Source organism: Paenibacillus sp. FSL R5-0378 (assembly GCF_038009285.1).
Classification (GTDB): Bacteria; Bacillota; Bacilli; order Paenibacillales; family Paenibacillaceae; genus Paenibacillus_AQ; species Paenibacillus_AQ favisporus.
On the sequence record NZ_JBBPAY010000001.1, the window covers coordinates 7,172,803 to 7,184,985 of the forward strand.

13 protein-coding genes are annotated in these 12,183 nt (G+C 50.1%); all 13 read right to left on the reverse strand.

Annotated elements, in window-relative coordinates:
• Window positions 1-32: 32 nt before the first annotated feature.
• The gene (locus tag MKY74_RS33100; RefSeq protein WP_244169481.1) at window positions 33-677 is read right to left on the reverse strand and encodes an HAD family hydrolase; all 645 of its coding nucleotides are present in this window, start codon (window positions 675-677) and stop codon (window positions 33-35) included.
• Window positions 678-886: 209 nt separating this feature from the next.
• Window positions 887-1,483, reverse strand: coding sequence for a chloramphenicol phosphotransferase CPT family protein (locus MKY74_RS33105; RefSeq protein ID WP_076177111.1), 597 nt, complete (start codon window positions 1,481-1,483; stop codon window positions 887-889).
• A gap of 131 nt (window positions 1,484-1,614) precedes the next feature.
• Window positions 1,615-2,337: a nucleotidyltransferase domain-containing protein gene (locus tag MKY74_RS33110; protein ID WP_076177103.1), complete on the reverse strand. Its 723-nt coding sequence runs from the start codon at window positions 2,335-2,337 to the stop codon at window positions 1,615-1,617.
• A gap of 68 nt (window positions 2,338-2,405) precedes the next feature.
• Entirely contained in the window at window positions 2,406-2,681 is a 276-nt protein-coding gene (locus MKY74_RS33115; RefSeq protein WP_076177101.1) for a hypothetical protein, read from the reverse strand.
• Window positions 2,682-2,834: 153 nt separating this feature from the next.
• Window positions 2,835-3,818, reverse strand: coding sequence for a tRNA dihydrouridine synthase (locus MKY74_RS33120; RefSeq protein WP_076177100.1), 984 nt, complete (start codon window positions 3,816-3,818; stop codon window positions 2,835-2,837).
• 629 nt (window positions 3,819-4,447) lie between these two features.
• Window positions 4,448-5,089, reverse strand: a complete 642-nt coding sequence (locus MKY74_RS33125) for a peroxiredoxin-like family protein (RefSeq protein ID WP_076176774.1) — start codon at window positions 5,087-5,089, stop codon at window positions 4,448-4,450.
• Window positions 5,090-5,189: 100 nt separating this feature from the next.
• The gene (locus tag MKY74_RS33130) at window positions 5,190-5,708 is read right to left on the reverse strand and encodes a hypothetical protein (RefSeq protein ID WP_244169464.1); all 519 of its coding nucleotides are present in this window, start codon (window positions 5,706-5,708) and stop codon (window positions 5,190-5,192) included.
• A 506-nt stretch (window positions 5,709-6,214) separates the two neighbouring features.
• Entirely contained in the window at window positions 6,215-6,796 is a 582-nt protein-coding gene (locus MKY74_RS33135; RefSeq protein ID WP_076176776.1) for a TetR/AcrR family transcriptional regulator, read from the reverse strand.
• Window positions 6,797-7,119: 323 nt separating this feature from the next.
• On the reverse strand, window positions 7,120-8,655 hold the full coding sequence (gene rlmD, locus MKY74_RS33140; protein ID WP_076176777.1) for a 23S rRNA (uracil(1939)-C(5))-methyltransferase RlmD: 1,536 nt from the start codon (window positions 8,653-8,655) through the stop codon (window positions 7,120-7,122).
• Between the two features lie 466 nt (window positions 8,656-9,121).
• The gene (locus tag MKY74_RS33145; RefSeq protein WP_076176778.1) at window positions 9,122-10,003 is read right to left on the reverse strand and encodes a diacylglycerol kinase; all 882 of its coding nucleotides are present in this window, start codon (window positions 10,001-10,003) and stop codon (window positions 9,122-9,124) included.
• A gap of 48 nt (window positions 10,004-10,051) precedes the next feature.
• Entirely contained in the window at window positions 10,052-10,831 is a 780-nt protein-coding gene (locus MKY74_RS33150; RefSeq protein WP_076176779.1) for a sirohydrochlorin chelatase, read from the reverse strand.
• A 1-nt stretch (window position 10,832) separates the two neighbouring features.
• The gene (locus MKY74_RS33155; RefSeq protein ID WP_076176780.1) at window positions 10,833-11,123 is read right to left on the reverse strand and encodes a YerC/YecD family TrpR-related protein; all 291 of its coding nucleotides are present in this window, start codon (window positions 11,121-11,123) and stop codon (window positions 10,833-10,835) included.
• A gap of 648 nt (window positions 11,124-11,771) precedes the next feature.
• On the reverse strand, window positions 11,772-12,008 hold the full coding sequence (locus MKY74_RS33160; RefSeq protein WP_076176781.1) for a hypothetical protein: 237 nt from the start codon (window positions 12,006-12,008) through the stop codon (window positions 11,772-11,774).
• Window positions 12,009-12,183 lie beyond the last annotated feature (175 nt).

Genomic DNA, 12,183 nt, shown 5'->3' on the forward strand with positions numbered 1-12,183 from the left:
TCTCCCTGGTCGTTATTAAGCTATCCTTTTCGTTAGATTAACTTCATATGGATATTGGGCAGAAAGTTAAGTACATCCATCGGGGTATGGGCAAACATTGATGGACATATCGGCCTAAGTCGTTCATAATCGCCGTCTCCCCAAAGCGCCGCAATACTCTTCATTCGTGCTGCATGAGCTGCTCTTATATCTGAGGGTTGGTCTCCGATATAAAGACAATTTTCAGGGAGTGAATTAAAGTGACTTGCAGCGAGAACTAGAGGATCAGGATGAGGTTTATGGTATAGGGTGTCTTCCTGGGCTACGATAACATCAAACAAAATGTCCAATGATTTGTTTTGTAATTCTTTTAAGACATGAAACCGCCGTTTAGAAGATACGATTCCCATCCGATAACCTCTCTGCTTCAATTCGTCCAAAAGCTCGGGTACATCTGGGTAGCAAGGGATCTGTTCCGCACGTTCTTGGTAGTAATGTGTTCCCGTATCTAGAATTTGTTCTGCCAAATTGTCATCGAACCATTCTTTATAGACTACAGGAACGGGGCGTCCAACCAGCTGAGAAAATTCGTCGTCTGTCGGCTCCCTTCCAAGAACCTGTTTAAATCCATAACGTGTACCTTCCTTTGCCAACGAATCACTATCTTGAATTGTCCCATCCAAGTCCCACAGAACCACTCTGATCAAAAGTGCCACCACCTCAAATCGACTCCTTCGCAAAATCACTCCATTATCCTGCCCGTTAGCTTAACGACGACAGCCTATTATTTTGTCCGGCTGACGTCTTGATTGATCCATTGCTTCCCATTAAAATAACTCCAAATCCCCCGCCAGACTGGGGCAATAGCCCCCATCTTGAATATGTTGTTATCTGATGGATTCGCCTTCTATGAAACACTGACCTCTCTTTTACTTAATTTCTTAAATGCAGAGTAATCCTGATGGGACTTCATAAAATTTAATATTTTTTCGGCACATTCTGTCGGACTCAACTCTTCAGTATTTACTTCAAGGTCATATTCATTAAAGGAATATACTTTGTCGAATTGGGAAGCTGCTAGTCCAATCTTCCGATCTCCTCTGATTTGCTCTCTTCTTGCAAGTTCTTCTTTCGAGCATATGACACCTACAAATAATGTAGGATAATCCAAAAGTACATCAAGATAATCATTAAACCACTTGTCATTTTCGATTACGGTATCGACGATTACATTCAGTCCCATTTCGGAAAACAATTTAATTGTCGCGTAGTACATGGAGATTATGGGATCAAATATGATTTGTCCGATAACTTCATCATCCAATTTTCTTACAGGTTTTAAATCTGGAAATTTATTATTAATAAAATCATTGTAATTATGATAAAAATCATCAATGGATAAATGATGAAAAAGAATCTCTTTCTGATTGATCAGTTCCATGGAAATGCTCGTCTTTCCCGCACTTGAAGTTCCGTTCAACAACACAATGAGTCCTTGCTTCACACGAGCCACCCTTTCATATAAGATTTGCTTATCCAAGCGTTGATTCCTATCCATTGAACCGTCTGATGTACGGACCACTTCCTTTTTGGATGACTAAGAGAGCTTTCCATCGCTGAACAAATCCCTCATCTTCAGCCGTCCCAGTAATTCACTTCATTTTCCAGCTGGTCTCCCCATGCCTCATACACTTGATTAAACCCAAAAGATCTCAGCAATTTTTCGGTAGCTCTAAACAATATGATTTGATCCTTGGGGTTAGCGGTTTTGGATATCGCTGCAAACCGTTCACTTAAAGCTGTCTTCTGCATTGGAAGATGCTCCAAACGATCGAGTAAGATATCCACTCTATCCAAATAAGGGGGAATAAGCTTATTCATACTAAACAAGCAATGGATTAAGCACATGATAGACGATGAAGCCTGCAGTAAAGACCCAAGTTCATTATTTCTTCTTACTGCCTTCATAGATCGGTAAAAAGCATTCAGATAGGCATCCAACCATCTCGTGACTTGTCTTTCAGATTCTTGATCAGATAGTGTACAGATTTCATGAATAACCGATGGCAGCCATGTGGTATGGTCAACGATGATTTGAGCAGTTAAAAAAGCGTTCGCTCGCCAATCCGAACATTTTTGAAGCCCTTTAATCTCCTCTTCGCTTATGTAGGATACATCCCATTTCCAAGCCGCGTTGGGAAGACGCAACACGGGCTCGGACTGTTGATAGACGACAAGTAAATCGACATCTGAGAGCTGGTCATGAGCGTCAGCTGAAACCGAACCCATTAAAAGTACACCTAATACATTGGGCTGACTACAATTTTCATATACTACCTGTTTGATTTGATCAATCATACGAACACCCCCACGATTGTATACTTTTTGTTGTCACTATGAATACAAGTTCTTCTCCATTCCTGCGGCTACATATCCCGAAGCAGTGAAGTATTCAGCTCCGCTCTTCCCAGGTAACCGCTGCAGATGACAGGGCGGTTAATGATTTCATAGAGTTTTTTAAGGTCCGTAATGTACTCCTGGCTCCAAGTTTCAAACGATTCGAATTCCTCCTTGGAAATTTGGTGGTACTCCGGGGTGTCGGCGATCCCCGTTAAGACCTCATATGCGTAGATATCGCCGCCAAACTTTCCTGCAGATTGGTACCTGCCTGTTTTCAGACGGATGTAATCGGTGTATCTCAAAGTCATCACTCCATAGGGATCATGATTATCGTACAATTATCATAATCTGCCCTTCAGTACAACACAATCGCAATCGAATAAGACTAAATTCGTCTATCGTAGAACGCAAAAAAACTCCATCCCCTAAGGGACGGAGTACTTCGAATACCTTATTTAACTGTCTGCACCCTCATCTATACGCTGGGCAAATTCGTCCAGAAGCGCACGCACTTCATCGGTAGACGCCGTGCTCATCAATTGATTTCTGAGTTCGCTTGCCCCTCTGAACCCTTTGACATAAATTTTGAAAAAGCGATGAAGAGCTTTGAATGGACGTGCCTCTAATTGTTGGGAATACTGATCATGAAGATCCAGCTGCAATCTTAAAAGATCAAGGTATTCGGCGCTGCTATGTTCCCTCGGCTCTTTTTCAAAGGCAAACGGATTTTTAAAAATACCACGCCCGATCATGATCCCGTCCACACCATATTGTTCTGCCAGCTTCAGGCCCGTTTGACGGTCAGGAATATCTCCATTAATGGTGAGCAGCGTATGTGGCGCCACACGATCCCGAAGTGCCTTAATTTCAGGAATCAGCTCCCAATGCGCATCGACTTGGCTCATTTCCTCTCGTGTACGCAAATGGATCGAAAGATTAGCGATGTCCTGCTTCAAAATATGGGTCAGCCAGTCCTGCCATTCATCCACCCTGGTGAAACCAAGTCTGGTCTTTACACTTACAGGCAAACCTCCTGCTTTGGCGGCTTGGATGATTTCAGCGGCAACCTCTGGGCGGAGAATTAATCCGCTTCCCTTCCCGTTGGATGCCACATTAGGAACAGGACAACCCATATTGATATCGATCCCTTTAAATCCTGCCTTCGCCATCCCGATACTCATCTTTTCAAAATACTCCGGCTTATCGCCCCATATATGTGCAACCATCGGTTGTTCATCCTCGGTAAATAGCAAACGGCCGCGCACACTATGATTGCCTTCTGGATGACAGTAGCTCTCCGTATTCGCAAACTCGGTAAAAAACACATCCGGTCTTCCTGCTTTACTCACGACATGACGAAAAACAACATGCGTCACATCTTCCATTGGTGCAAGTATAAAAAAAGGCCGGGGTAAATCAAGCCAAAAATTATCGTTCACTTCAAACTCAATCCTCTCGTAATAATAAAGCTTCAGCCGTTATCCAAAAATATAACGCCTCATATTTGACTTCTTATCCACTTATATCATGCTTCATAACTTAATGATTAAACCAAAGTACACTTGAGCTTCCAACCCTTCTAACCATATTATATATCAAATTACTCCGAAATTTTTATATTGTCAGATATATGAAAAACTCTATCGACGTACCTTCCCAGAAGACAGACCGCGTTTAAAGGAAGTTTTTCTTGCAATATCAGGAAGCCATGGCTCTGGAGTTTATACTTTCTGATATTATAAGAAAAACTCTATCGACGTACCTTCCCAGAAGACAGACCGCGTTTAAAGGAAGTTTTTCTTGCAGTATCAGGAAGCCGCCACGGCTCTGGAGTTTATACTTTCTGATATTATAAGAAAAACTCTATCGACGTACCTTCCCAGAAGACAGGCCGCGTTTAAAGGAAGTTTTTCTTGCAATATCAGGAAGCCATGGCTCTGGAGTTTATACTTTCTGATATTATAAGAAAAAGAACGAACTCCCCTATCAGAGAAATTCGTTCCTTATTCCAATCATTTAATCATGCCATTCCTATGAATCACAAGTATAGCAATTATTATCGTAAGGTTTACAGCTTTCTCAATTCATGCAAAATATTCTCCGGATCCAACCGCTGCATAAAGTCCGGATTCACGTAGGCAGAACGGATGATACCGGATTCGTCTATCATAAAAGTGGAAGGAATCGGCAGGATCCAACGGTTCGTCGCATTGTATTCCGCCAGGTCCATGCCCATTTGTTTCATCATGTTCTGGATATAATCCGGAACGTCGTAAAGGATGTTATAGAAAGCAGCCACGAGACCGTTGGTGTCGCTCAGTACTTGGAAGGTCAGCTCTTCTTTCTCCTGCTGGGAAAGCGTGTTGTCGGGGCTTTGCGGGCTGACCGCGATCAACTGGCCCCCAAGGGCTTCGATGTCCGGCAGTAGCTTCTGATAAGCCTTCAGCTGACTGTTGCAGAACGGGCACCATCCGCCCCGGTAGAAAGTGAGGACAACAGGTCCTCTGGACAGTTCATCATAAAGATTCACCGTTTCACCCAAAGCATTCTTGAGTGTAAAATCTTTGGCCTTCTCCCCCTCCTGCCGGCCGTAAGGAATACCGGATTCCTGCTGCTCCCGGATCTGACGGAACATCTCTGTTTGAATCTCTATAGGGGTATGCGCGATAAATTGCTGTTTGGTTTCCGCTAAAGCTTGAGTTAATGACATGTTTCGCTCTCCTTTTTAATTAAAACTTTCTCATAAAAGCGGCTATAAATTAGATAGACTTGCTGGTTATTTATCAGGCTAAATCTCAATTCATGAAGCTTCATTCGGCAGAAATCTCGGCTGGCGAGGCGAATGCCGCGCGCTTGCCTTGCCTGCGCAAATGGATGATTTGGGCTGTCAAGCCAACAATAAGAATGACGAAGAGAATGCCTTGAGCGCTGCGGAGAATGGGCGAACTCAGATCGGTGACGAAGGGATGGCCGTTAGGAACACGGGTCAGGGTTTCGGTAATGGTCGGCAGCATCAGCAGAAACGCCGTCAGGCTCAAGAAGATGGTTTCGAGGTACTTCCCCGCACGCCCTAAGCTCGAAATACGCCCGACGCCGTATCCGGCGAGCAGCAGTAGGATCGTTGCGGTACCAATGGCATAGCTAGCCGACTGATGTGCGATGGGGAATACGGTGATCGCGCCAATCAGCATCGAAATGAAGTAGACGATACCGGGCTTTGACCGGGGTACAATCCGTCCGTAACGAGCAAACATATAGATAGCCAGCGGAATGGCGGGCAAGCTGCTGAGTGTATGCACCCAGCCGAGTGATGAAATTCCAAACATCATTGTCTCCTTCCAGTCCATAAGGACAAGGTTGATTTGTTTTGTCTTGGCGCGAGCCGATACTAGCGGCTGACAGCACTCCTGATCAAAAATTCATTTGGTCGTAAATCACTACCTACTAATAGGTAGGTTAAAAAGACAAGACTCCGCCGGCTGCTTTAAACGTCCCCCGTGCCTGTCGTGAAAAAACATCACGCGCGGACCACTCGACGGGACCGGCCACAACCGATATCCCATACTCAGCAGCTCTGGAGGTATGTCTGATCAATCGACGGGCAGCAGGGGCCATTTAGCAATCATTCAGCGACAAGAATACGCCGTTCTCACTGTAGACTGACGTTATGTAGACGGCATGCCTCGTATCTGCAATTGGCGGATGAGATGCGACTCGTTCGTAATATAGCGGGCTGATCCTCATTAGAATATAGCCTGCTCTCAAAGTGGGTAAAGCTAAAGGATTCACCTCTTTTCTTCTAGATTATGACTACAAACCATCTCCATCGCGGCTTTCATCGCGAAGAGAATCGCTCCAAGAGCGAGCTTGTCACGACGCCGAATATTTTCGGATCGCCATAGGCCCGCGCCGAGAGCATCGCGCCGTGAACCGTCGCCATAAACGCTTCGGCCTCATCATGAGGGGTACCCATCAGTTGAAGCTCCCCTTGCCGTGCGCCGCGCTCCAGCACAGCTGTCAACCATGCCGACAGGGAGCGGAAATGCGCCCGGACCTCTAGGCCAACTTCCTCGGGCAGGACGGGGAGCTGGCTTGCCAACAGCGCACAGACACAAAACGGAGCGCTGTCGTCCATGATGCAGGCTTCCCAATAACCCGTGTAGAACCGAAGCAGTTCGAGCGGATCGGATACCTGATGCTCGAGATTGGCCATCCCCTCTTCGGCTTCTTTCCGATACCGCGCAACCAGCGTTCGGACCAGATCGACCTTACTTGGGAAATGGTGATGGATGCTCGCCTTGCGAATCCCAACCACATCAGCGATGTCAGCATAACTGAAGCCGTTGTAGCCACCAGCGATGATCAGAGAACGCGCACAAGCCAGGATTTCGTCATAGGTGTTAGATAAATTGTTCATATTGTCATTCTACCTTCTGGTAGGTAGTTTGTCAAATGGTGGAATAGGGGCAAAGCTGGGCGGAATTATCAGTAGGAAAAATGCAGGCGGGGCAAGGATTTTAGCGGGTTTTGGGTTCAGGGTCGAGTGGAAACGGTATGCATTTATCCTGTCCCGCTCCCTAAAAATAATATTCCCTGCCCTGGGTTCCCGCGGCGGTTATCGATTGGGTTTAAAAAAGCCGAGAAAATCAGGAGTGAGTACCTGAATTTCGTTCGGCTCTTAGGCAGACTATTTATGCTTTATGCAGACTAATTAGGCTTTGGGTTAACTTTGATTGCTATTTACAGACGATCCTTCACCAACCAAGCCACCGATTCTACGTGAACCGTATGCGGGAACATATCCACCGGCGTCACTTCCACCGTCCGGTATCCTCCATCCTCCAGCATCCGCAAATCCCGCGCCAGCGTGGAAGGATTACAGCTCACGTAAACCACCCGCTCCGGCTTCATCTCCAGGATCGTCTCCAGCAGCTTTGGATCGCAGCCCTTGCGCGGCGGGTCGACGACGATGACGTCCGCTTCGATGCCCTGCTCCTTCCAGGCCGGAATGACATCTTCGGACGCTCCGACCTCGAACGTGACGTTGCTCATCCCGTTCAGTTCCGCGTTGCGGCGTGCATCCTCAATCGCTTCCGGCACGATCTCGACGCCGTACACCTTGCCCGCATGCTGGGCCAGAAACAGCGAAATCGTCCCGATGCCGCAGTACGCATCGATGACCGTTTCCTTCCCGGTCAGCTGCGCATACTCGACCGTCTTTCCGTACAGCACCTCGGTCTGAGCAGGATTCACCTGATAGAACGACCGTGCCGAGATGGCGAATTTCACGTCGCCGATATAGTCATAGATGACTTCGCTGCCCCACAGGACACGAGTCACATCACCGAAAATCACATTCGTCTGCTTCGTATTGACGTTCTGGCAGATGCTGACGACCGACGGCAGCTGTTCGCGGATCTCCGAGATCCACTCGTCCGCATGCGGTATCTTGTCCCCATTCGTGACCAGAACGATCATCATCTCGCCGGTGCGGAACGCGACTTTCACAACGACATGACGAAGCAGGCCTTTGCCGGTTTCTTCGTCGTACGCCGTGATGCCGAGCTTCCGCCCGATGGCCTTCACGCGGGCAACGACCTCATCGTTGTGCTCGTGCTGGATCAGGCAGGTCTCCATGTCGATGATGCGGTGGCTGCCGCGGGCGTAGAAGCCGCCCACCAGGCCGCCTTCGGTGACGCCGATCGGCACCTGGGCCTTGTTGCGGTAGCGCCACGGCTCGTTCATGCCCAGCGTGGCATGAACCTGGATGCCCTGCTGCGCTGCACCGCCCGCTGCGGCGATGGATGCCGGCGCAGCAGCATCCGCGCCTTCCGCCCCATCGGCGGCCTGTGGCCCGCGCAGCTCGGGCTCGCCGAGCACCTGCAGCTTGCCGATGCGCGTCAGGTTGTCCACGACCAGCTGGCGCTTCCACGCGAGCTGGGCGGCGTAGTCCATGTGCTGCAGCTGGCAGCCCCCGCACTGGTCATAGATCGGGCAGGGCGCCGCGATCCGGTCGGGGCTCGCCTGCACGATGTCGAGCAGCTTGGCGTAGCCGTACTGCTTCTTCGTCTTGAGTACCTTCACGCGGACCTTCTCGCCGGGAAGGGCACCCGCGACGAACAGGGTGTAGCCTTCTGCTCGGCCAACCCCCTCTCCGTCATGGTTCATACCGATGATGTCGATGACGGCCTCATCGTTTTTCGCTACCGGCAGGCCGGCAATCGCTGCAGGCGTGCTGCGGCGGCCGGAATTCCGGCGGCTGTGTCGCTTGTTCATGCTGCTTGAGTCACTTCTTTCGAGTATATTTTGAAAGGGATAGCCCCGATGCACGGCGGCTTGTCCACTTGTATTCGTCAAAGTTATATGAGGATTGATATTCCGTTACTTGCTCTGCAAACTGATCCATGACTATCCTTGTACCCCATATACTGCTCTATGATTCATCCATGTTCCGCATACTAATCCTTGCTCATTCCTTGCTCCACACACTAATCCATCTTTTATCCCGCGGGTCATAAGCCCCACACCCTCTGGCTTCATTTCTTCCCCGCATCCTTCCCATTATAACAGAAAAGCGCACAAAAAAAGTCAAGATGCCCTGCCCCATCCCTGGTGGATGAGCCGCATGCCGACATCTTAACTCCCCTGCGATGATCCACCGCCTGCCCAGCTTCCCTACGGCAGGATGAACCATTCTGTTCCTATCCCTGTTGTCTATATCGAGGTATGTCAAAAACAAGCCTTACGCAAAAATCCGCAAATGCTGCGGCAGCACCGAAAACTGCCCTGGCAGCGTTCCGCCGAGCTCTCCGTCCAGGTTCAGCAGCACCTTGCCCGGGGACGTCACTTCCATCGATCTCGTGCGGAAGTAGACGACCTTCTTGTCGTTGAAATGCTCTCCGCGCAGCGCGAGGCTGACCAGCCGCACGAATTCGGCCAGGTTGCATTTCTTGAGGGCGATCACGTCGAGCAGGCCGTCGTCGATCCGCGCGCCCGGCGCGAGCTTCTCGAAGCCGCCAACGGAATTCGTGTTCGTGATCAGGAAGATCATGAACTCGTCATGGATCGTCTCCTGGCCCTCGGCATTGATGATCAGCTCCTGCGGAGACAGGCTGACCATCTTCTCCACGCCTTTAATATAATAAGCGAGCTGGCCGATCATCGTCTTCAGCCGGCTGGGCACGTCATACGTCAGCTCTGTGAGCGTGCCTCCCCCAGCGATGTTGATGAAATACCGGTCATTCGCCTTGCCCACGTCGATTGGCCGGGTCTGCTGCCGGATGACCAGGTCGCAGTAGTCTTCCCAGTTCCTTGGAATGCCCAGCCCCCGCGCAAAATCGTTTGTCGTTCCGACCGGGAACACGCCGAGCGGCGGCAGGTTATCCCTCTCCGCCATGCCGTTGACGACCTCGTACAACGTGCCGTCACCGCCCGCGGCGATGATCATGTCGTACCCCCGCTCCACGGCGTCGATGGCCGCCTTCGTGGCGTCCCCTTCGCCCATCGTGGCATGGCAGGAAGCCTCGATGCCGCCCTGATCGAGCCGGTGCAGAATGTCCGGCAGACGCCGGCGCATTTCCTCCCGGCCTGAGGTGGGATTATAAATCAAACGTGCTCTTTTCATACATACGCCACCTAATAAGTTGATAATTTCCGAATAAGCGCCTGTTCCTTACAATGACGCATCAGCATCACGCGCAAGCCAGCTCCGGATCTGCCGTTCCATCCAATGGGTCAGCAGCGGGTGCGGCAGCAGCGCTTCACCTGAATACCGGTAATTTAACCCGTCCAGCCGCTGCGGAATCACCGTCCGGGTGAAATAGCCGTCACTCAAAAAGAGCGGAGCTGCAATCACCTGCATTCCGCGTTCCTTCTGCCAGTATTCCACCTTCGCCCGCACGCTGTCGGGCCGAAGCAGGGCATAGTCCGCCGCGGCCAGGCCGCCGATCGCCCGGGCGCTCTCCACCAGGCGCGAGAGACCTTCCTCCCAGCGCTGGCGGAAGCCGTCGTGGCTGCTGCCGTGACCAACAAGAATAAGAACCTCCTCGCCGGGGTTCTTCGATTCCGTCTTCACTTTATCCCACACCATGCGGGCCACGTCCGGATCGTTGTCGATCGGCTCTCCGTACAGAATATTCCCCCGGATGCGAAATGGCTCCAAGTCCGTGTCGATGGCCGGGGCGTCAATGACGCCGAGCGCATATGCGATTTCATTCACATGGGTGCTGCCCGAAGAGACAAACAGCGGAATCACCAGAATATCCGTAACGCCCTGACGCTCCAGATCATCGATCCCGTCCTGAATCAAGCGGCCTTCCACGATCTCCAAGAACGAAGCCGCCACAGGGAGTTCTCCCCGCAGCGGCAGCTGCCCAACGGCATCGTCGACCAGTTGGACCCAGGAGGATTCCCTGGAGCCGTGACTGATAACAAGTACCCCCGGTTTGCGCATATTAACGCCCGAGACGCTCTAACGTCATTTTATACCCTTCGTTGCCATAATTCAAACAGCGCTTCACCCGCGAAATGGTGGCCGTGCTGGCTCCCGTCTCCGCCTCGATCTGATTGTACGTGCTGCCCTTGCCGAGCATACGCGCCACTTCCAGACGCTGGGAGAGAGACTGGATCTCGTTGACGGTACACAGATCGTCGAAAAATACGTAGCATTCCTCTACATCTTTAAGAGTTAAAATGGCTTCAAATAGTTGGTCGATGCTTTTATCATTAAGTTTCTTCAGCTGCACTGAAATATCATCCCCTATTGTAACTATTGCCTATTCAGGATTTTGCTCCCGTCACAGGGTCTTTCCACATTTAATATCGGTCAATCCGTGTTCAAATGATAGTCCTCTATGTACTCCCATTGTACCGAGCCGGTATGAACTTTTCAAGCGTTAACGGATTCACGCACTGAAGAGTTGCATGGCAGCAGGCCAAATAAAGCGACATGGATCCGCCGCCCGGTCCCCGATGCCCTTCCACGGTTAAAATGCATAGAACACCACCTTCCACTTGAAAGCGCTTAAATTATACATCATCCAGACGGGCTTGTACATGTTTTGGTGGATCATTTCCAATTCCCGGCATTGGACTCCGGGTTGTGATCACAAGTTAGCGATATTCCTTCTCCCGGATCCTCCCCCACGCACCAACCTGGCCTCCGCTGAATCTTGTAGGGTATGAGGTCTGGGATCCTTGAATGCCAGCTTTTGTGCAAAAGAAAAACCGCCCGATATGGCGGCATGGCGCGTCGCTCTGATGTTGGTGTCTACTCATTCCGAACTGGATGGTCCTTCTCTATGTCGTGCCCATTCATTCCAAACCCGAAGCTCCTTCTCTATGTCGTGTCCATTCATTCCAGATCCGAAGCTCCTTCTCTATGTCGTGCCCATTCATTCCAGACCCGAAGCTCCTTCATTGGCTTGTGCGTTCTTCTCCTTATGATAATCCTCCCAGAGCGGGGCGATGTATCGTTCCAACGTGCTTACGATCTCATTTCTCCGGCCTTCTTCGATATTGACCGTGTCATTTAAAATATCGTTCCGAATCCGGATGAGCACAAATAGTGGAGGTAATGCCACCTCACGCAGCGCCTGAATCATATGTTCTTCTTGGGACGAAATATCCATCACGGCATCTTCCTTTTCTGTTTTGGGATGAGCTCATTATAAACCGTGACATTAGTGTCAGGGTCAAGCAAAAATAAGCCGCATTCCAACGTTGCCGACCGTTTCAACCGCTGCTTCCGCGCCGGCTGGGCATCCGCCCGTTTCCGCTCCTATCCCTGTCTACCGGGCTAACGTC

Excerpts from the sequence above, each read along its gene's own strand:
- MKY74_RS33110 (WP_076177103.1), bottom strand. The coding sequence starts at position 2,337 with ATGATTGATCAAATCAAACAGGTAGTATATGAAAATTGTAGTCAGCCC.
- MKY74_RS33125 (WP_076176774.1), bottom strand. The coding sequence starts at position 5,089 with ATGTCATTAACTCAAGCTTTAGCGGAAACCAAACAGCAATTTATCGCG.
- MKY74_RS33130 (WP_244169464.1), bottom strand. The coding sequence starts at position 5,708 with ATGATGTTTGGAATTTCATCACTCGGCTGGGTGCATACACTCAGCAGC.
- MKY74_RS33135 (WP_076176776.1), bottom strand. The coding sequence starts at position 6,796 with ATGAACAATTTATCTAACACCTATGACGAAATCCTGGCTTGTGCGCGT.
- rlmD (WP_076176777.1), bottom strand. The coding sequence starts at position 8,655 with ATGAACAAGCGACACAGCCGCCGGAATTCCGGCCGCCGCAGCACGCCT.
- MKY74_RS33145 (WP_076176778.1), bottom strand. The coding sequence starts at position 10,003 with ATGAAAAGAGCACGTTTGATTTATAATCCCACCTCAGGCCGGGAGGAA.
- MKY74_RS33150 (WP_076176779.1), bottom strand. The coding sequence starts at position 10,831 with ATGCGCAAACCGGGGGTACTTGTTATCAGTCACGGCTCCAGGGAATCC.
- MKY74_RS33160 (WP_076176781.1), bottom strand. The coding sequence starts at position 12,008 with ATGGATATTTCGTCCCAAGAAGAACATATGATTCAGGCGCTGCGTGAG.